Source organism: Streptomyces sp. NPDC048506, from assembly GCF_040651315.1.
Classification (GTDB): Bacteria; Actinomycetota; Actinomycetes; order Streptomycetales; family Streptomycetaceae; genus Streptomyces.
Genome location: NZ_JBEZIX010000005.1, coordinates 133963 through 152644, shown reverse-complemented (window position 1 = coordinate 152644; position 18682 = coordinate 133963). Strand labels below are relative to the sequence as shown.

At 72.6% G+C, this 18682-nt stretch carries 18 protein-coding genes; 11 read left to right on the top strand and 7 right to left on the bottom strand.

Going from position 1 to position 18682, the window contains the following annotated elements; translation table 11 throughout:
- Positions 1–24: 24 nt before the first annotated feature.
- Entirely contained in the window at positions 25–1176 is a 1152-nt protein-coding gene (efeO, locus tag AB0C96_RS05590; RefSeq protein WP_362913984.1) for an iron uptake system protein EfeO, read from the bottom strand.
- 499 nt (positions 1177–1675) lie between these two features.
- Between efeO and AB0C96_RS05585 the strand changes: the two genes are divergently transcribed.
- Positions 1676–2341, top strand: coding sequence for a PhzF family phenazine biosynthesis protein (locus tag AB0C96_RS05585; protein ID WP_362913982.1), 666 nt, complete (start codon positions 1676–1678; stop codon positions 2339–2341).
- A gap of 18 nt (positions 2342–2359) precedes the next feature.
- Here AB0C96_RS05585 and AB0C96_RS05580 read toward each other — a convergent pair whose 3' ends face one another.
- Positions 2360–3076 (bottom strand): biliverdin-producing heme oxygenase, encoded by a 717-nt coding sequence (locus AB0C96_RS05580; protein WP_362913981.1) that lies wholly within the window; start codon positions 3074–3076, stop codon positions 2360–2362.
- Positions 3077–3275: 199 nt separating this feature from the next.
- Positions 3276–4133: a type I methionyl aminopeptidase gene (gene map, locus AB0C96_RS05575; RefSeq protein WP_362913980.1), complete on the bottom strand. Its 858-nt coding sequence runs from the start codon at positions 4131–4133 to the stop codon at positions 3276–3278.
- Between the two features lie 65 nt (positions 4134–4198).
- On the opposite strand from map, the gene AB0C96_RS05570 reads away from it, so the two are divergent.
- Positions 4199–4429, top strand: coding sequence for a hypothetical protein (locus AB0C96_RS05570; RefSeq protein WP_362913979.1), 231 nt, complete (start codon positions 4199–4201; stop codon positions 4427–4429).
- A 65-nt stretch (positions 4430–4494) separates the two neighbouring features.
- Here the strand turns inward: AB0C96_RS05570 and AB0C96_RS05565 are convergent, their stop codons facing one another.
- The 3 genes from AB0C96_RS05565 to AB0C96_RS05555 form a co-directional block, all read right to left on the bottom strand.
- Positions 4495–5853 (bottom strand): MFS transporter, encoded by a 1359-nt coding sequence (locus AB0C96_RS05565; protein ID WP_362914127.1) that lies wholly within the window; start codon positions 5851–5853, stop codon positions 4495–4497.
- A gap of 267 nt (positions 5854–6120) precedes the next feature.
- Positions 6121–6750, bottom strand: coding sequence for a hypothetical protein (locus AB0C96_RS05560; RefSeq protein WP_362913978.1), 630 nt, complete (start codon positions 6748–6750; stop codon positions 6121–6123).
- Between the two features lie 101 nt (positions 6751–6851).
- The gene (locus AB0C96_RS05555) at positions 6852–7811 is read right to left on the bottom strand and encodes a dihydrodipicolinate synthase family protein (protein ID WP_362913977.1); all 960 of its coding nucleotides are present in this window, start codon (positions 7809–7811) and stop codon (positions 6852–6854) included.
- 183 nt (positions 7812–7994) lie between these two features.
- On the opposite strand from AB0C96_RS05555, the gene AB0C96_RS05550 reads away from it, so the two are divergent.
- The 7 genes from AB0C96_RS05550 to AB0C96_RS05520 all read left to right on the top strand — a co-directional run bounded on the left by AB0C96_RS05550 (position 7995) and on the right by AB0C96_RS05520 (position 13672).
- On the top strand, positions 7995–8678 hold the full coding sequence (locus tag AB0C96_RS05550) for a FadR/GntR family transcriptional regulator (protein WP_362913976.1): 684 nt from the start codon (positions 7995–7997) through the stop codon (positions 8676–8678).
- A gap of 192 nt (positions 8679–8870) precedes the next feature.
- Positions 8871–9365 carry a sialidase family protein gene (locus AB0C96_RS05545; RefSeq protein WP_362913974.1) on the top strand — a complete coding sequence of 165 codons (495 nt, stop codon included), beginning with the start codon at positions 8871–8873 and terminating at the stop codon, positions 9363–9365.
- Positions 9362–10702 (top strand): sugar ABC transporter substrate-binding protein, encoded by a 1341-nt coding sequence (locus tag AB0C96_RS05540; RefSeq protein WP_362913972.1) that lies wholly within the window; start codon positions 9362–9364, stop codon positions 10700–10702. Before AB0C96_RS05545 ends, AB0C96_RS05540 begins: the two co-directional genes overlap by 4 nt.
- 26 nt (positions 10703–10728) lie before the next feature.
- Positions 10729–11697, top strand: coding sequence for a sugar ABC transporter permease (locus AB0C96_RS05535; RefSeq protein WP_362914125.1), 969 nt, complete (start codon positions 10729–10731; stop codon positions 11695–11697).
- Positions 11694–12590, top strand: coding sequence for a carbohydrate ABC transporter permease (locus AB0C96_RS05530; RefSeq protein ID WP_362913971.1), 897 nt, complete (start codon positions 11694–11696; stop codon positions 12588–12590). Before AB0C96_RS05535 ends, AB0C96_RS05530 begins: the two co-directional genes overlap by 4 nt.
- 29 nt (positions 12591–12619) lie before the next feature.
- Positions 12620–13324, top strand: coding sequence for an NADPH-dependent F420 reductase (npdG, locus tag AB0C96_RS05525; RefSeq protein WP_362913969.1), 705 nt, complete (start codon positions 12620–12622; stop codon positions 13322–13324).
- Between the two features lie 156 nt (positions 13325–13480).
- Positions 13481–13672, top strand: a complete 192-nt coding sequence (locus AB0C96_RS05520) for a hypothetical protein (RefSeq protein ID WP_362913967.1) — start codon at positions 13481–13483, stop codon at positions 13670–13672.
- A 34-nt stretch (positions 13673–13706) separates the two neighbouring features.
- Here AB0C96_RS05520 and AB0C96_RS05515 read toward each other — a convergent pair whose 3' ends face one another.
- On the bottom strand, positions 13707–14483 hold the full coding sequence (locus AB0C96_RS05515) for a site-2 protease family protein (protein ID WP_362913965.1): 777 nt from the start codon (positions 14481–14483) through the stop codon (positions 13707–13709).
- Between the two features lie 339 nt (positions 14484–14822).
- Here AB0C96_RS05515 and AB0C96_RS05510 point away from each other — a divergent pair, with 339 nt between their 5' ends.
- A complete protein-coding gene (locus AB0C96_RS05510) occupies positions 14823–15152 on the top strand; it encodes a hypothetical protein (protein ID WP_362913963.1) in 330 nt (109 codons plus the stop codon).
- Positions 15153–15295: 143 nt separating this feature from the next.
- Positions 15296–18613: a BTAD domain-containing putative transcriptional regulator gene (locus AB0C96_RS05505; RefSeq protein WP_362913961.1), complete on the top strand. Its 3318-nt coding sequence runs from the start codon at positions 15296–15298 to the stop codon at positions 18611–18613.
- Positions 18614–18682: the final 69 nt, after the last annotated feature.

Here is an 18682-nt window from a genome sequence, read left to right as displayed (position 1 = left end):
CATGACCCCTTGCCTGGCGGCGGACTACTTGGTGGTGGCCACGGCGGCGGCCAGCTTGGACAGCGGCTCGGCCAGCGCGTTGACGCCGTCGGAGAGCTCCTTGCGCTCACCCTTGCCGACCGTGTCGTACGAGGCGAAGCCGTCCGCGGACTTGCTGTCGCGGTGCTTGTCGAGCTGCGCGTGGATCGCCTTGAACTGCTTGTCCAACTCCTTGGCCAGCGCCGGCTCGTTCTTGGCGGCGACCGGCTTGAGCAGCTCGTAGGCCTTCTCGGCGCCCTCGACGTTGCCCTGGAAGTCGATCAGGTCGGTGTGGCTGTAGCGCTCTTCCTCACCGGTGACCTTGCCGGTGGCCACCTCGTCGAGCAGCTCCTTGGCGCCGTTGGCCATGCTGGTCGGGGTGATCTCGGCGGTGGCGACCCGCTTCTGCCAGTCCTTGAGGTCCGTCATGAGCTGGTCGGCGAGCTTCTTGTCGTCCGCGGAGATCTTCTCCGTCTCCCACAGGGACTTCTCCAGCTTGTGCCAGCCGGTCCACTTCTGGCCCTTCTCCACGCCGTCCTCGCGCACGTCGACCTTGGGGTCGATGTCACCGAAGGACTCGGCGACCGGCTCGGTGCGCTCCCAGCCGACCCGGGAGACGGCGTAGGCCTCCTTCGCGGCCTCCAGGTCGCCGGCCTTGACCGCGTCGGCGAACTTCTGCGCCTTCGGGATGGTCTGGTCGGCCTGCTCCTGGGCGTACTTGCGGTATGCGGCGACCGCGGCGTCCAGCTTGGGGTCGCGCTTGGCGGCCGTCGCCTTGCCGGTGACCGTCACCTTCTGGCGGATGCCGTCGCCCTTCATGCCCGGCTTGCAGGCGATCTCGTACGAGCCGGCCTTGATCTCTGCGGTGATCTCCGCGTTGGTGCCGGGACCGATGTTCTCCCGCTCGGTCACGATCCGGTCGCCGGGCGCGTAGACATACACCTCGGTGACCTTGGAGCCCTTGTTCTGCACCGCGAAACGGACGTGCCCGGCCGGGAACTCCTTGGCGGACAGCTCACAGCTGGAGTCCGTGGCGGTCACGTCGACTGTGCCCTTCCCGCCACCTTTGCCGTCGTCCTTCGCGGCGCAGCCGGCGACGGCGGTGACGGCCGCGGCCGCGGCGATGGCGGCGACGGCGGAGGAGCGAAGGGCTCGCATACGGGGCTCCAAGCGGGCTCGGCTGTACGGATTCGACGTACCGGAACAATAGACAGCGGTCAGGGTCGCCACTAAGGCGGCCCTAACTTATCTGAGGCTTACCTACTTCTTCCCCGTCTGTCCAGTGATCCCGCTCTCATGGATAACGGGCCGATCGCGGATTGGGTGGAACTGGGTCACGGGATCGTCACGCGACGGTCAAGGTAAGGGTCACGACTTGCGACGACTCATGACCGGGGGAAATCCGGGCTCGCGGAGACCCTGTATCGCCATATGTGATCTAGTTAGGTTAGCCTTACCTAAGTAGCTATGAGGAAGGAGTGCTCCATGCTGCTGCACGGTCAGCACGGTCAGGGTGCGTTCCACGACTCCCTGCGCGACCGGTTCCGCCTCCGCGTCCGTGTGTGCTGTGCCGGACTGCGTCGCGGCCTGGTGCGGACGATCGCCCTCCCGGTCCGCCCGCGCAGCACCCCGCCCGCCCCTGCTGTTCAATACGGGGATGATCGACATCGATGTGCTGCGGGTGTTCTGCGGGCCGGACGGGGCCGGGGGTAACGCGCTGGCCGTGGTGCGCGACGGGGCGGCGATCCCGGGCCGTGCCGAGCGGGCCGCCCTCGCCGCCGAACTCGGCTTCAGCGAGACCGTGTTCCTCGACGACGCCGCACGCGGCACCGTCGACATCCACACCCCCAGCGTCCGACTCCCGTTCGCCGGGCACCCGTTGGTCGGTCTGGCCTGGCTGCTGCGGAGCCTCGGCCGGCCGCCGCGCATCCTGCGCCCGCCGGCCGGCGAGGTGGAGGTCCGCTTCGAGGGGGACGTCGCCTGGGTGCGGGGCCGCGCGGAGTGGGTGACCGCCCGCAGGACCGAGCGCTACGCCTCGGCGGCCGAGGTCGACGCGCTGCCCGCGCCGCCTCCGGGGGAGGGTTGGCTCTACGCCTGGGCCTGGCAGGACGAGCCCGCGGGCGTGGTCCGCGCGCGGGCCTTCCCGCGCCGCGGCGACGGTGTCGTCGAGGACGAGGCCACCGGCGCCGCCGCCCTGCTGCTGACCCATGAACGGGGCCGCGCCCTGGACGTCCGCCAGGGCGTCGGCTCGCAGATCCTCACCCGCACCTACCCGGACGGCACCATCGAGGTCGGCGGGCGGGTGCGCCGGGACGCTCCGTAGCGCGGCCCCCGGGCGGCGCTACGCGCTCAGCGGGAACTCCTCGCCCAGCTCCCGGAACACCGCGCCGTTCAGCCGGAACGCCTGCTTGCACTCGTCGACCACCCGCTGCTTCTCCAGGTCGTCCACCGGCAGTGCGTCCAGCAGTGACCGGTAAGTGCGTTTGAAGGCGGCGGGGTTGGCGATCTCCTCGAAGACGTAGAAGCGGACGCCGTCGCCCTTGCGGGCGAAGCCCCAGGCCTTCTCGGCGGTGCCGCGGATGATCTGGCCGCCGGAGAGGTCGCCCAGGTAGCGGGTGTAGTGGTGGGCGACGTAGCCGGCCGGCCAGTCGCGGGCGCAGGCCGCGATGCGCTCGGCGTAGGCCGCGGTGGCCGGGAGGGGGTGCAGCCCGTCGCGCCAGGACGGCCCGCCGAGGTGGGTCAGGTCGCGCTCCAGCGCGTCGGTGCGGGCCAGCTCCGCGCGGACGAAGGGGCCCGTGACCGGGTCCTCGGTGAGCGCCTCGGAGGGGTCCTCCAGTGCGCGGTAGACGAACCACAGCTGTTCGGTGTAGCGCCGGTACGCCGTGACGCCGAGCCGGCCGCCGAGGAGGTCGCTCATGAACGAGGAGTTCTCGGCCTCGGTGTGCTGCTCGTGGGACGCCGTGCGGATGAGCGTCGAGAAGGGCGTGGCGGGAGTCGCGGGAGCGGTGTCGCCGGGGAGATCGGACGGGGTCGGGCTGGTCGGGCTGGACGCTGCCAAGGCGGACCTCCGAGGACCGGGGGAGCGGACGGGAACAGGGGGCTCCGCTGAGCCGCTGGAACTCGGGCTCACCCAACTACTGAGGCTTGCCTGAGTCAACCCTGTTCCCGACGTCCTGTCGGTAACCAGCCTACCGCCGTTCCCGACAGCCTGTCGGTAAAAAGTCCCCCAGGACCGGCGGTACCCGCTCCGCTCCGGGTCAGGGGAGGGTGAGGATCTCCGCCCCGGTCTCCGTGACCACCAGGGTGTGCTCGAACTGGGCGGTCCGCTTGCGGTCCTTGGTCACCACGGTCCAGCCGTCCTCCCACATGTCGTACTCGTACGTGCCCAGCGTCAGCATCGGCTCGATGGTGAAGGTCATGCCGGGCTTGATGTCGGTGGTGTGGTGGGGGCTGTCGTAGTGCGGAACGATCAGGCCGGAGTGGAAGGACGAGTTGATGCCGTGGCCGGTGAAGTCACGGACCACGCCGTAGCCGAAGCGCTTGGCGTACGACTCGATGACCCGGCCGATGATGTTGATCTGCCGCCCCGGCTTGACCGCCTTGATCGCGCGGTTGAGCGCCTCCCGGGTCCGCTCCACCAGCAGCCTGGACTCCTCGTCCACCTCGCCGCACAGGTACGTGGCGTTGTTGTCGCCGTGCACGCCGTGGATGTACGCGGTGACGTCCAGGTTCACGATGTCGCCGTCCTTCAGGACGGTCGAGTCCGGGATGCCGTGGCAGATGACCTCGTTGAGCGAGGAGCACAGGGACTTGGGGAAGCCGCGGTAGCCGAGCGTGGACGGATAGGCGCCGTGGTCGCACATGAACTCGTGGGCCACCCGGTCCAGTTCATCGGTCGTCACACCGGGCTGGATGAGCTTGGCGGCCTCCGCCATCGCCTGGGCGGCGATCCGGCCGGCGATCCGCATCCGCTCGATCGTTTCGGCGTCCTGCACCTCGGGCCCCGTATAGGGCGTGGGCGCGTCCTTCCCGACGTACTCGGGGCGCGGGATCGAGGCGGGGACGGGGCGGGTGGGGGAGATCTCTCCCGGGACAAGAAGCGACTGGCCAGACATGCCAGCGAGTGTATCCGCGGGCCGTCGGGCAGGATGGTGGCACAGAAGACCCATGGGAGGCCGCGATGGCGCTGTTCAAGAGGCGGACGGTCGGGAAGCCGGGCGAGTGGTACTACTGCCTCAAGCACGGGACGGTCGAGGAGGGCCCCCAGTGCCGGGCCGCCGACCGCTTCGGCCCGTACGCCACCCGCGAGGAGGCCGCACACGCCATGGAGTCCGCGCGCGAGCGGAACCTGGAGTGGGAGACCGACCCGAAGTGGCACGACATGGGCAAGGGGGGCGCGCAGGACGAGTAGCCCGCCCGGAAGCCGAGCCGTGCGCCCCGTCCCGGAGGCCGGGCGGGGCCGGGGAGCGGTGGCGCTCAGCTCGTGACCGGGTCCGGGTCCGGGGCCGCGTCGGCGTCCTGGCCCGAGCGCCCCGGACCGGTCCCGGCGTCTCGCGCGCTCCCGGCGTCTCCCGCACTCGCGGCGGCCCGTCGCTCCCGCATCCGCCGGGCGTGCTCATCGGTCCGCGAGTCGTACGCCCTCAGCTTCGGCAGGCCCAGCGCCACCAGCGTCACCCCCGCGAAGCACAGCAGTCCGCCCACCGACACCGACGCCCGCACGCCCATCAGCGCCGCCATCCCGCCGGCCCGGACCTGGCCCAGCTGCGGGCCCGTGGCGTACGACAGCAACTCGATGCCGGCCAGCCGGCCGCGCAGCTCGTCGGGGATGGTCTGGTTCCACAGCGCCGAACGGAAGATCCCGCTGATCATGTCGCAGGAACCGGCCAGCGTCAGGCACAGCAGCACCAGCCAGACGTCGTGCAGCCGCCCGGCGGCGGTGATCGCCAGCCCCCACCCGGCGGCCGCCAGCGCGATGGCCCGTCCCTGGCGGTGGACCCGCGACGTCCAGCCACTGGTCAGGCTCACCAGGAGGGACCCGGCGGGCAGCGCCGCGTACATCAGCCCCACCGCCCACGGCGCGTGCAGATCGTCGGCGAGGAACGGGAAGACCGCCATCGGGAAGGCGAACAGCATCGCGGTCAGGTCGATGGCGTAGGTGCCCAGCAGCTCCTTGCGGCTCCAGGCGTAGCGTGCGCCCGCGGCGATCCCGCGCAGCGACGGCTTCTCGGCGTCGTGCGCGGCGGGCTGCGGCGCCAGTCGCCACGAGAGCAGGACGGAGACCGCGTAGGTGGCCGCGTCGAGGGCGTACGCCCAGGCCGTGCCGGTGTAGGCGAGCAGGCCGCCGGCCAGCGCGGGGCCCGCGATGGCACCGATCTGCCAGCGCAGCGAGTTGAGGGCGGCGGCCGCGGCGAGCTGGTCGTGCGGGACGATCCGCGGCACGACCGCGTCCAGGGCCGGCCGTTGCAGACCGGTCAGTGCGCTGGACGCCGCGGCGCTCGCGTACAGCGGCCATACCAGCGGGTGCGGCAGCAGGCTGTTCAGGAGCAGCAGCGCGGCGATCAGGCCGAGCGCGAGCTCCGACCCCACGATCAGCCGGCGCCGGTCCACGGCGTCCGCGAGCGCGCCCCCGTAGAGGCCGAACACGACCAGCGGGACCAGCTCCACCGCGCCCAGCGCGCCGACCGCGAGCGTGGAGCCGGTCAGCTCCTTGAGCTGAAGCGGTAGCGCCACGAAGGTCAGGAAGCTGCCGAAGACCGTGATCGCACCCGCGCACCACATCAGCTGGAAGTCGCGCGAGGAGCGCCAGGGGGCCGGGTCCGGCAGCAGCGCGGTCAGGCGCCTGCGGGCACCCGGCGCGCGGGAGGGGGGTGGGGGGACGTCCGATGTCACGAGGCCCCATCGTCCGCACGCGCGCGGGGCGGCGCAAAGGAATTACCGCCGTGCGCTTGCCGGAACGGCGTGGGCTGGCCAGAACCGCTGTGCGCTTGCCGGAACCGGCGTGGGCTTGCCGGAACCGGCGTGGGCTTGCCGGAACGGGCGTGGGCGCCTGCCGGAATCGGCGTGCTGGCGGCCCCGCCCGCCGGGTCCTTCGGTCGGCCGCTGCTACCAGCGGGGTGGCGGCGGGGCGGTCAGCTCGTCGGCGAGGCGGGCCAATCGGTCGCGGAAGCGACGGTGCCGGCGGGGCGCGGGCGGGCCGTTCTCGCCGGCGGCCGCGCTCACCAGGTGCTGGACCATGTCGAGGTCCAGGTCATGGGACGCCCCGGTCGCGCCCTCGGGCGGGGACGGGGGCGCGGCGAGCGCGTCATGGGCCAGGGCGTGCAGATCGCGGTCGCCGCCGTCCAGGGCGAGCACCGTCGCGCCGTTGCGACGGGCGTCGTGCACCCGCTCCAGCAGTCCGGCGCCCGGCTGCCCCGGCGCGACGACCAGCAGCGTCTCGCCCCGTCCGGCCGCCACCAACCGGCCGAGCCCGACCGACAGATGGGCCGGAGCGCCGCCGGGGACCCGGTGCCGCACCAGGGTCGGCGACAGCTCCGGCAGGCCCGACCAGGCGGCCTCGTCGTCCAGGTGGGCGGCCAGGTGCCAGGGCTCGTATGCGGCGCTGCCGACCAGCAGCAGACCGCCGCCGTGCGGCCCGACGGCGGACCGCAGCGACCCGGCGAACCGGCGGGTGGCCTGGATCCACTCGGTTCCGGCGAGGACCTCGCGCAGCAGCGCGACCCGTACGGCATCCATGGCCCGGCATCCTTCCGCAGCGCGGCGTCATCCGATCGCCGTTTCAACCGGTGTCACCCGTACGGGACTTGGGGCCCGAACGGAGGGGAAGGGCGGGTGGCTCAGCGCGGCGGCAGCAGCCCGGCCGTCGACAGCCGACGTCCCACCTCCCGCACCGACTCCTCGCTCAGCGGGAGCTGCGGGAACGCGGTGGTGCCCCGTTCGATCACGCCGAGCAGCTGGAGCGCCGCCTTGAAGGCGCCCAGTGCGGAGGAGCTGCGGCCCATTTCGGACTCCGGTCCGGCGTCGACCATCGAGAACAGCGCGACCAGGCGCTCCTGTTCGGCGGCGGCGCGCTCCCAGTCACCGGCCCGCGCGGCGGCGTAGAGGCGCACATAGCCCGCCGGGTCGACGTTGCCGAGTCCCGGGACGACCCCGTCGGCGCCCGCCAACAGGGCCGCGTCCACGGTGAGTTCGGAACCGGTGAGCACCGCGAAGCCGGGGGCGGGGCCGGTGCGGCGGGCGGTGCGGCCGCCGAGGGCCACCAGCAGCCGGCGCAGCGCTCCCTCGTCGCCGCTGCTGTCCTTGACCCCGGCGAGCGTGCCCTCCTCGGCCAGCTCGCGCACCAGGGGCGGCGGCAGCTTGCTGTGCACGGCCATCGGGATGTCGTAGGCGACCAGCGGGAGGTCCACACTCGACCGCAGGCGGCGGAAGTGCGCGGCGATCTCGCGGGGGTGGGTGCGGGTGTAGAAGGGCGCGGTGGCGACCAGGGCGTCGGCGCCGAGGCCGGCGGCGGTGCGGGCGTGGTCGAGGACCCGCGGGGTGGTGGTGTCGATGACGCCGGCGAGCACCGGTACCCGGCCGTCCGCGGCCTTGACGACGGTCTCCAGCGCGGTGGCGCGCTGGGCGTCGGTCAGGTACGCGACCTCGCTGCTGGAGCCGAGCGCGAACAGCCCGTGGACGCCGCCGTCGACGAGGTGGCCGACCAGGCGGGCGAGGGAGCCGGTGTCGACCTCGCCCCGCAGGTCGAGCGGGGTGCAGACCGGTGGGATGACGCCGTGCAGGGGGGTGGGCAGTGCCATGAGGGGCTCCGTCTCCGATCGCACGTGATATCGCACATCGGACATGGGACGTGGGATGTCCCATGTCAGAGCACAATAGACCTGTTCACAGGCGGTCGGTCAAGGACGTGCGGCCCTGGTGCGGGGGCGGGTCGCGGGGCGGGCCGACGGCTCGGCAGACGCGGGTGCGGAGAGGGAGATCCCATGGCGCGAGGGACGATGTCCGAGGATGTGCAGGCGCAGATCAAGCAGTTGATCCTCAAGGGCCGGCTGGTGCCGGGCGACCCGTTGCCCACCGAGGCCGAGCTGGTCGCGCTGCTCGACGTCAGCCGGAACTCGGTGCGCGAGGCGCTCAAGGCCCTCCAGGCGATGCGGATCGTCGAGATCCGGCACGGCTTCGGCACCTACGTCGGCCCGCTCACCCTGGAGCCGTTCGTCGAGGGCGTCGCCTTCCGCGCGGCGGTCCGGCACCATCAGGGCGAGCCCAGCCTGTACGAGCTGATGGAGGTGCGCGAGGCGCTGGAGGCGGGGCTGATCGGCACCGTCGCGCGCACCCTGCCGGTCGCGGACCTCACCGTGCTCAAGGGGCTGGTGCAGCGGATGGCGGAGGAGGCGCGCGGCGGGATGGTGCAGAGCGCCACCGACCGGGCCTTCCACCTGGCGCTCTACCGCTCGCTCGGCAACCACCTCCTCAGCGAGGTGCTGGACGCGTTCTGGGCGGCGCTGCGCCGGGTGCGCGAGGACCTCTCCGACGCCCGTCCCGACCCGGAGGTGACCTACCGTCAGCACGCTGAGATCGTGGCCGCGCTGGAGGCCCGTGACGCGGACCGCGCCGTGGAGGCGATACACCGGCACTTCGACGGCATCCGGCGCCGGCTGGCCGAGTAGCGGTTGCCGCGGGCGCCGTTGCGGGGGAGCACTGACTCATTGATCCCGTTCACCGGGATTTCACCCCATGGCGGCGGTGCAGTTGCCGACACGAAGTGCGCCATGTGCGGTGCCTTGACGGTCAGTTGGGCACTCCCTATGGTCACCGCAGGACGAGGGACATCCTACGTCCCTGCCCATTGGGGGTGACCCATGGCGTACGAGAGCTCAGTGCCGTACCGGGCCGGGACCGAGGGGTACACGAGCTTCCGGATCCCCGCCGTGGTCCGGGCGCGCTCCGGGGCCGTGCCGGCCTTCGCCGAGGGCCGGGTCGCCTCGGCCGCCGACCGGGGCGACATCGATCTCGTGCTCAAGCGGTCCCTGGACGGCGGCCGCACCTGGGGCCCGCTCCAGGTCGTCGCCCGCAACGGCCCCGGCACCGCGGGCAACCCCGCACCGGTCGTCCTCGCCGACGGCCGGGTGCTGCTCCTCCGGGTCCACAGCGCGGCCGACGCCACCGAGGAGCGCACCAGCCGCGACGGCGGCCTGACCTGGCGCCCCGCGCACACCGCCGGCGGACTCCCGGCCGGCTACTCCGACCTCGTACGCCTCGACCGCGACAGCGTCGGACTGCTCTACGAGACGGGCGACTTCAGCGCGTACTCGACGATCACCTTCCGCCGCATCCCCGTGGAGGAGCCGAGATGACCAGCATCCCCAGCACGCCTCCCACGCGTAGAACGGTCCTGGGCGGGGCCGCCGCCCTCGCCGCCGGCTTCGCGCTCGCCGGCTGCGGCGACAGCGGCGACGACCGCGACGCCGCGCCCAGGGAACGCAAGAAGGGACAGAAGATCGACCTGACCTTCTGGTCCTGGGTACCGGGCATCGACAAGCCCGTCGACCTGTGGAACCGCAAGAACCCCGAGGTCCAGGTCAAGGTCGAGAAGGTGTCGGCGGTCAACGGCGAGCAGTACGCGAAGATGCACGCCGCCATCAAGGCCGGCAACCCGCCCGACCTCGGCCAGATCGAGTTCCCGGTCGTCCCCAGCTTCCTGCTCGACGACGGGCTGCTGGACCTCGCCCCGCTCGGCGCCGCCCGCCACAAGGACAAGTTCTTCGGCTGGCAGTGGCAGCAGTCCGTCTTCGGCAAGGGCATCTACGCCATCCCGCAGGCCTCCGGGCCGATGGGCCTGTTCCTCCGTCAGGACCTCTTCGACCGGTGGGGAGTGAAGGCCCCCGGGACCTGGGACGAGTACGAGGCCGCCGCCAGGACCCTCCGCAAGAAGGGCGCCTGGATCGAGACCTTCGCCCCCACCAACGGCAACCGCTTCGCCGGCCTGGCCTGGCAGGCCGGCGCGAAGTGGTACGCCACCCACGGCGACACCTGGATCGTCTCCGTCGACGACGAACCCACCCGCAAGGTCGCCGACTACTGGGAGTCCCTCGTCCGGCGGAAGCTCGTCAAGACCATCCCGGACCGCCAGAACGCCTGGTACAAGGACCTCCAGACCGGCGCCATCGCGGCCTGGGTGGGCGCCAGTTGGGGCGACGCCCTGCTCGTCGGCAACGCACCGGGCACCAAGGGGAAGTGGCGGGCCGCGCCGCTGCCCCAGTGGAAGGCCGGCGGCCAGGCCTTCGCCAACTGGGGCGGCTCCACCACCGCGGTCTTCGCCAAGGCCGGCTACCCCAAGGACGCCCTGGACTTCGCGGTCTGGCTCAACACCGACCCCGAGTCGATCGCGCTGCTGATCGAGGGCGGCTACGGCTTCCCCAGCGCCAAGAAGGGCTACGCCACCACCGACCTCGACGTCGACAAGGCCTTCTTCGGCGGCCAGGCGTACAGCACGGTCTTCGCGAATGCCGGTGCGCATGTGGACACCAGCTGGCAGTGGGGGCCCGGCGTGGACACCCTCTACCAGCGGCTCGGTGACGCCTTCACCGACGCCCTCGCCGACGGCAGCTCGTTCCGCTCGGTCCTGACGAAGGTGCAGGGTCAGACCCTCTCCGACCTCAAGGGCAAGGGATTGAAGGTGGAGAGCGGGTGAACCGGGAGGTGCTGAGCCGGGACACCCTGAGCCGGCCGGAACCGGTCACCGGGGGGCGGCCCGCCCCGCCGCGACGCCGCTGGCGACGCCTCTCGCGCACCGAGGCCCGCAACGCCCGCGCCGCGGCCGGCTTCGTGCTGCCCTTCCTCGCCGTCTTCGCGCTCTGCTTCCTCGCCCCGATCGGCTACGCCGTGTACCAGAGCCTGCACCGGACCGAACGCACCGGCCCGCTCGGGCTCGGCGGCCGGGAGCACGAGGCGTTCGCCGGGCTCGACAACTACGCCCAGGCGCTCTCCGACGACCGGTTCCTCACCGGTTTCGGCCGGGTGCTGCTCTTCGGCGCCGTCCAGATCCCGCTGATGATCGTGCTCGCCACCGCCCTCGCCCTGCTGCTGGAGAGCGCCAGTGCCCGCGGTGTGCCCTTCTTCCGCAGCGCCTTCTTCCTGCCGTACGGCGTGCCCGGAGTGATCGCCTCGATCCTCTGGGGCTTCCTCTACGTACCCGGGATCAGCCCTCTGATGAAGATCGCCGACGCCGTGGGCTGGCAGGTGGACTTCCTCTCCCGCGGCACCGTCCTGTGGTCCATCGCCAACATCGTCACCTGGCAGTTCACCGGCTACAACATGCTGGTGCTGATCGCCCAGCTCAAGGCCGTCCCCGGCGAGCTGTACGAGGCGGCGCGGATCGACGGCGCCAACGCCTGGCAGGTGGCCCGGCACATCAAGATCCCGCTGATCCGGCCGGCCCTCGTCCTCACCACCGTGTTCAGCATGATCGGCACCCTCCAGCTGTTCGCCGAGCCGATGGTGCTGCGCCCGCTGGCCTCCTCCATCGACTCCGGCTTCACCCCCAACCTGCACGCCTACAGCGAGGCGTTCGTCGGCAACAACCAGCACGCGGCGGCGGCCGAGGCGGTGCTGCTCGCGCTCGTGGCGTGCGTGTTGTCCTTCGGCTTCCTGCGGCTGGTCGGCGGGCGCGCGAAGGAGCGCCGATGACCCTGCTGCGAGCGCGTACCCCCCGCCCCCCGGCCCGTGCCCGGACCGCCCGGCCCCCGGTCCGCCACCGGATCATCACCGCCTCGCTGCTGACCGTCGCCGCGCTCTACTTCCTGCTGCCCGTCTACTGGCTGGTCGTCTCCGCCACCAAGAACAGCGCCGACCTCTTCGGCACCTTCGGCTTCTGGTTCGCGGACCACCCGAACCTCTTCGGCCACCTCGCCGACGTCCTCGCCTACGACCACGGCATCTACGCCCGCTGGTTCGCCAACTCCCTGCTCTACGCCGGGGTCGGCGCGGTCTGTGCCACCCTGCTGTCCGCGGCGGCCGGCTACGCCCTGGCCAAGTTCCCGTTCCCCGGCCGCGAGGCGCTCTTCAACGTGGTCCTCGCCGGCGTCCTGATCCCCGGCACGGCCCTCGCCCTCCCGCTCTACTTCCTCTTCAGCGCGATGGGCCTGGCCAACACCTTCTGGGCGGTGCTCATCCCCAGCACGGTCAGCCCCTTCGGCGTCTACCTCTGCCGGATCTACGCGGCCGCCGCGGTCCCCGACTCGCTGCTGGAGGCGGCCCGGATCGACGGCGCGGGGGAGGCGCGGATCTTCGGCGGGTTGGGCCTGCGGCTGATGACGCCCGCGCTGGTCACCGTCTTCCTCTTCCAGTTCGTCCACATTTGGAATAACTACTTCTTGCCGCTGGTGATGCTCTCGGACTCCGAGCTCTACCCGATCCAGTTGGGGCTCACCAGCTGGACGGGGTACGCGGACCGGCAACCGGTGCTCTACCAGTACACGGTGGGCGGGGCGTTCCTGTCGGTGGTGCCGCTGATGGTGCTGATGACGGTGCTCCAGCGGTACTGGCGCACCGGGCTGACCGAGGGCAGCGTCAAGGCGTGACCGGCTCGCGGCGTGACAGTATCGCTGTCATGACTACTCCTGACGATGTGAAGAAGCCGACGGCGAAGGACCCCTGGGACCTCCCGGACGTCTCCGGCCTGGTGGTCGGCGTCCTCGGCGGGACCGGCGACCAGGGCCGCGGTCTGGCCTACCGGCTCGCCAAGGCCGGCCAGAAGGTGATCATCGGCTCCCGGGTGGCCGAGCGGGCACGGACCGCCGCCGACGAGCTCGGCCTGGGCATCGAGGGCGCGGAGAACGCCGAATGCGCCCGGCGCAGCGACGTCGTGATCGTGGCGGTGCCCTGGGAAGGTCACGCCAAGACCCTTCAGGCGCTGCGCGAGCCGCTGGCCGGCAAGCTCGTCGTCGACTGCGTCAACCCGCTCGGCTTCGACAAGAAGGGTGCCTACGCGCTCAAGCCGGAGGAGGGCAGCGCCGCCGAGCAGGCCGCCGCCCTGCTGCCCGAGTCCCGGGTGGCCGCGGCGTTCCACCACCTCTCCGCGGTGCTGCTCCAGGATCCGGAGGTCGAGCGGATCGACACCGATGTGATGGTGCTCGGCGAGTCCCGCGCGGACACCGACCTGGTGCAGGCGCTGGCCGCCCGCATCCCCGGGATGCGCGGGGTCTTCGCCGGCCGGCTGCGCAACGCCCACCAGGTCGAGTCCCTGGTCGCCAACCTGATCTCGGTCAACCGCCGCTACAAGGCGCACGCGGGGCTGCGCGTCACCGACGTCTGACCCTCCGCCGCACGGGGCGTCCCCCCACGGTGCCGGCCGTCCCACCGGCGGGGTTTTCCGCCGCCCCGCCCGCGGAGGGCGGGGGCGTGCCGGCGTCGCTGGGGCATGGGGGACACTGGGAGGGATTGTCCGATCCCCCGTACAGGAGCCGACCCCATGCCCCGACTCGCCCTCATGGCCCTCGCCGTCTGCGTCCTCGCCGTCGTCGCGGCCGTCGTCTCCTTCGCGGCAGGCAGCTTCGTCGGCATCGTCTGGATCCTGCTGGCCGGTGTCTCCAGCAACATGGCGTGGTTCTACCTGCGCCGGGCGAAGCTGGAGCGGGAACAGCGGGCCGAGGTGACCGGCTGAGCCGGGGCAACCACCAGGGCCCGCGGACGGCCTCCTACTGCCAGAAGCGGAAGAGGCTGTCCCCGATGGCGGCCAACTCCGGAGGCGTCCCGAGGGCGCGGATCAGGCCGTAGATCACGTCGAAGAACACGCGGTTGACCTCCGGCACCCACAGCAGCCCGAAGACCGCGAGCAGCCCGAACGGCGCGAACGGCGCCACCTGCCGCCGCAGACCGGGCGGCAGCCAGGGCTCCACGATGCCGTAGCCGTCCAGGCCGGGCACCGGCAGCAGATTGAGCAGCGTCGCGGTCACCTCCAGGAAGCCGAGGAACGCGAGTGCGGCCTGGAATTCGACCGGCGCCGTGTCGAGCCAGCCGAGCCCCAGGGGGAGCAACAGCCCCACTACGCACACCAGGTTCACCAGCGGACCGGCGGCCGAGATCAGGCTGTGCCGCCAGCGGCCCCGGATGCGATGCCGCTCGATGAAGACGGCGCCGCCCGGCAGGCCGATACCGCCCATGATCACGAAGAGTACCGGCAGCACGATGCTGAGCAGGGCGTGGCTGTAGGCGAGCGGATTGAGCTGGAGGTACCCCTTCGCCTCCACCGTCAGGTCGCCGCTGTGCAGCGCGGTGCGGGCGTGCGCGTACTCGTGCAGGCAGAGTGACACCACCCAGCCGGACACCACGAACAGGAAGACGGCGAACCCGGTGTTCGCCGCCAGCGTCCGGCTCCACACGGCCCACCCCGACACCAGCATGATCGCCACGAAGGCGAGGAACAGGGGGCTGATCCCCCGCTTTTCGGATCGGGCCGTCGTCGTCGCAGTCACCAGGCTGCCCCTTCCCTCCCATGCGCGGGTCGAACCAGCCCCATAATCACACGCCCCGACAACGGTGCGTTCCGATGTCCGTGCCGCGCGTTCGCCGGTCCCGGGCCCGGTCGTTGGGGCCGGGCCCGGACCGGGCGCCGGCGGCCGGCGCGGTCGGCCGGCGCCTTCGTGGTGCCGCAACCCGCTCGGGGCGCAGGGCCTCCGGAGTGGCGTCCGTCGGCGGCTGTCGGGGAATGCGGCGCGTCGCTTAGAACTGCGCGATATATCCGTATTAGCCTTCCATCACTGTACGAAGTCGATCAGTTACTGATCGCATCGGCTCAACTTACCGGAGAAGAAATGCGCAAGCTTCGCAAGGCTGCTGTTGTACTCGCGGCCCTCGGCACGGTCGGTCTCTTCGGCGCCGGCGCCGCTCACGCCGACGGCGTGGAGGGCAAGATGGAGGGCAAGAGGGGCGGCGATTCATGGATGATCAAGTCGGGCAGCTCCTGCCGCTCGCACGACCTGAACGTGGACGTCCTCGGTGAGGTCGGGATCCTCAACGGCGTGCTGGGCAACGCGCTCGGCGGCGAGGGCGCGCCGGGTGCCCAGTCGACCAAGATGGGCTCGTCCATGGGCTGCAACAACAGCGTTGCCGACGGCCACGGCCACGGCGACGACGAGAGGTAAAAGGAACGGGCCCCGGTACCGAGCCACGGGCTCGGTACCGGGGCCCCTTTCTGCCCGCACGCCGGCGGCCGTCCCCGGCCCCGCCGCCCGCGCGGACGGAACTCGGTGGCGGAACGACTCCCGCCCTGGACGACAATGGGCCGGTGCGCTACGGAATTCTCGGCACCACCCAGGCCGACCGAACCGACGGCACCGCCGTCGCCCTCGGCGGTGCGCGCCTGCGTGCGCTGCTCACCGCCCTCGCGCTGCGCCCGGGGCGCACACTCCCCCCGGACGTGCTGATCGCCGACGTATGGGGCATGGACCCGCCCGCGGACGCCGCCGGCGCGCTCCAGGCGCTGGTCGGCAGGCTGCGCCGGGCCCTGGGCCATGCCGCCGTCGCCTCGGTCGACGGCGGCTACCGCCTGTGCGCCGAGCCCGACGCCGTCGATCTGCACCGCTTCGAACGGCTCGCCACGGACGGCGGCCGGGCGCTCGCCGCGGCGGACCCGGCCCGCGCCGCCGAACTGCTCGACGAGGCGCTGACGCTGTGGCGCGGCCCCGCCCTCGTCGACCTCCCGGACGCCGGAGTGGAGGCGGCCCGAGCCGAGAGCCGTCGGCTGGACGCCCAACGCCTCCGGCTCGCCGCCGACCTCGCACTCGGCCGGGCCGACCGGGCGCTGCCGACCCTCGCGGCGCTGTGCCAGGACCACCCCCTCGACGAGCCGTTGCAGGCACTGCGGCTGCGCGCACTGCGCGCGGCGGGTCGTACCGCGGAGGCGCTGGCGGCCTACGAGGAGATACGCACCGGCCTCGTCGACCGGCTCGGCGCAGATCCGGGGCCGGAGCTGCGCGCCCTGCACGCCGAGCTGCTCGCCCCGGCAACCGAACCGGTCCGGCCCCCGGCCGCCGCGCCCGCGCCCACCCGGGCCCGCCCCGGCAACCTCCGCGCCCGGTTGACCTCCTTCGTGGGCCGGGACATCGATCTCGCGGCGATACGGTCCGATCTGGCCGAGCACCGGCTGGTGACGCTGCTCGGTCCCGGCGGCGCCGGCAAGACCCGGCTGTCGCAGGAGGCCGCCGAGTCGGCCGCCGCCGCGCTGCCGGACGCCTGGCAGCACGGCGTCTGGCTGGCCGAGCTGGCGCCGGTCGACGATCCGCAGACCGTGCCCGAGGCGGTGCTCACCGCACTCGGCGCCCGCGAGACCGTCGTCCGCGGCAGCACCGCCGAAGGGCTGCGGGCCGCCACCGACCCGACCGCGCTGGACCCGCTGGGCCGGCTCGCCGAGCACTGCGCGGGGCGCCGGATGCTGCTGCTCCTCGACAACTGCGAGCATGTGATCGGCGCCGCCGCCGAACTCGCCGAGCGGCTGCTGGCCGACTGCCCCGGCGTGACGGTGCTGGCCACCAGCCGCGAGCCGCTGGCCGTGCCGGGCGAGATGCTGCGACCGGTCGAGCCGCTGCCCGACCCGGTCGCGGTGCGGCTGCTCGCCGACCGCGGGGCCGCCGCCCGCCCCGGCTTCCGCGTCGAGGCCGACGACGAGACGCAGGCGGCCTGCGCCGAGATCTGCCGCCGGCTGGACGGACTGCCGCTGGCCATCGAACTCGCCGCCGCCCGGCTCCGGTTGATGACCCCGCGTCAGCTCGCCGACCGGCTCGACAACCGTTTCCGGCTGCTGACCAACGGCAGCCGCACCGTGCTGCCCCGGCAGCAGACGCTGCGCGCGGTGGTGGACTGGTCCTGGGACCTGACCGACGCGCCCGAACGGGCGGTGCTGCGCCGGCTGTCCGTCTTCGCCGGCGGCTGCGACCTGGCCGCCGCGGAGGCGGTGTGCGCGGGCGACGGCGTCGCGAGCTACGAGGTGGCCGGGCTGCTCGGCTCGCTGATCGACAAATCGCTGGTGGTGGCGGTGCCGGCACCGGAGCAGATGCGCTACCGGCTGCTGGAGACGGTGGCGGAGTACGCCGCGGAGCGGCTGGACGAGGCGGGGGAGCGGGCCGACACCGAGCGCCGTCACCTCGTCGCCTACCGCGAACTGGCCCGGACCACCGACCCGTTGCTGCGCGGCCCCGCCCAGCGCCCCGGCATGGAGCGGCTGGAGCTGGAGCACGACAACCTGCGCACCGCGCTGCGCCGCGCCGTCGCCGCCGGTGACGAGCACGAGGCGCTGTGCCTGGTGCTGTCCCTCCAGTGGTTCTGGTCGCTGCGCGACCACCGCAGCGACGCCCGCCACTGGGCCGCCGCGGTCTCCGAGCTCGGCCCCAACCCCTTCCTGAAACCGGTCGAACCGGCCCCCGCGCTGTCCGAGCGGCCCATCGACAGACCGCCGCCGATGGCCCCCGAGCAGTTGATGGAGGCCCGCCGCGAGGCCCGCCTGGTCGCGCTCTCCAGCTTGGACAGCGACATCGCGGCGCTGGGCGACCCCGCGATGCAGGAGGAGCTCGCCGGCATCCTCGCCGCCTACCGCATCGGCCTGCCGCAGACCTGCAAGGTCCCCGGGGTGATGTGGCACTACGCGGTGCTGCTCACCGGGCGGTTCGACGACCTGGCGGAGCTGATCGACGGCGCGGTACGGGCCTGCCGCGACCTCGGCTACGACTGGGAGCTCGCCTACGTCCTGCAACTGCGCTCCAAGGTCTTCAACGACCGTCCCGGCGGGCTGCCGCAGGCGGCCCACGACGCCGACGAGGCGCTGCGGATCTTCCTGCGGGTCGGCGACGCCTGGGGCGCGGCCGAGGCGCTGTCGGGGCGCGGTGAGAGCCATGAGAAGCGCGGTGCTTACGAGTTGGCGGCCGAGGACTACCGGGCGGCGATGGTGCACGCCGAGGAGCTGGGCGCGCACGGCCAGACCCTGCTGCTGCGCTGCCGGCTGGGCGGCGTGCTGATCGAGGACGGGCAGGGGGAGGCCGGTGAACGGATGTTGCGGGAGGTGCTGGCCGAGGCCGCGAAGGGCAACAGCGGCCGGGACACCGAGCCGTTCGCCCGGCTGACCCTCGCCATGCGACTGGGGATGACCGGCCGGCGGGCCGAGGCCCGGGTGCACCTGGAAGCGGTGCGGGAGGTGTTCGCCCCGCGCGCCCCGGACCTCTTCGTCGGCATCCTGGAGACCTCGCTGATCTCGCTGGACCTGGACGACGGGCACCGCGACGAAGGGCTGCTGGCACGCTACCGGGCGGCCCTCGCGATGATGCGGGACCCGCTGGCCGAGATGGTCGCCCCGGACCTGCCGGTGCTCCAACTCCTCACCGGTGCCCGGACGTTGATGGCGGTGCGGGGCGAGGGGGCGGCCGCCGACGCGGCCCGCCTGGTCGGGGCGTACGACGCCCTGCGGGCCACCAGCCACGTCCCGGCGCTGATCATCCGCGACGACCGGGTCCGTACGGAGGCGGTGGTGCGGGCGGTGCTGGGCGATGCGGCGTACGCCCGCGCGTACACCGAAGGCGGTGGCCTCACCCTCGACGAGGCCACCGCCCTCATCTGACGCGAGTCTGACGCGAGCCGGGCGAAGGACCGTCCCACGGGAAGCCCCCGTGGGACGTGCGTCAGTCCG

What these genes read in the sequence shown, in the direction of transcription:
- AB0C96_RS05540 (WP_362913972.1), top strand. Translation starts at nt 9,362, where the DNA reads ATGACCAGCATCCCCAGCACGCCTCCCACGCGTAGAACGGTCCTGGGC.
- AB0C96_RS05555 (WP_362913977.1), bottom strand. Translation starts at nt 7,811, where the DNA reads ATGGCACTGCCCACCCCCCTGCACGGCGTCATCCCACCGGTCTGCACC.
- AB0C96_RS05585 (WP_362913982.1), top strand. Translation starts at nt 1,676, where the DNA reads ATGATCGACATCGATGTGCTGCGGGTGTTCTGCGGGCCGGACGGGGCC.
- AB0C96_RS05510 (WP_362913963.1), top strand. Translation starts at nt 14,823, where the DNA reads ATGCGCAAGCTTCGCAAGGCTGCTGTTGTACTCGCGGCCCTCGGCACG.
- efeO (WP_362913984.1), bottom strand. Translation starts at nt 1,176, where the DNA reads ATGCGAGCCCTTCGCTCCTCCGCCGTCGCCGCCATCGCCGCGGCCGCG.
- AB0C96_RS05545 (WP_362913974.1), top strand. Translation starts at nt 8,871, where the DNA reads ATGGCGTACGAGAGCTCAGTGCCGTACCGGGCCGGGACCGAGGGGTAC.
- AB0C96_RS05570 (WP_362913979.1), top strand. Translation starts at nt 4,199, where the DNA reads ATGGCGCTGTTCAAGAGGCGGACGGTCGGGAAGCCGGGCGAGTGGTAC.
- AB0C96_RS05560 (WP_362913978.1), bottom strand. Translation starts at nt 6,750, where the DNA reads ATGGATGCCGTACGGGTCGCGCTGCTGCGCGAGGTCCTCGCCGGAACC.
- npdG (WP_362913969.1), top strand. Translation starts at nt 12,620, where the DNA reads ATGACTACTCCTGACGATGTGAAGAAGCCGACGGCGAAGGACCCCTGG.
- AB0C96_RS05520 (WP_362913967.1), top strand. Translation starts at nt 13,481, where the DNA reads ATGCCCCGACTCGCCCTCATGGCCCTCGCCGTCTGCGTCCTCGCCGTC.
- AB0C96_RS05530 (WP_362913971.1), top strand. Translation starts at nt 11,694, where the DNA reads ATGACCCTGCTGCGAGCGCGTACCCCCCGCCCCCCGGCCCGTGCCCGG.
- map (WP_362913980.1), bottom strand. Translation starts at nt 4,133, where the DNA reads ATGTCTGGCCAGTCGCTTCTTGTCCCGGGAGAGATCTCCCCCACCCGC.
- AB0C96_RS05550 (WP_362913976.1), top strand. Translation starts at nt 7,995, where the DNA reads ATGGCGCGAGGGACGATGTCCGAGGATGTGCAGGCGCAGATCAAGCAG.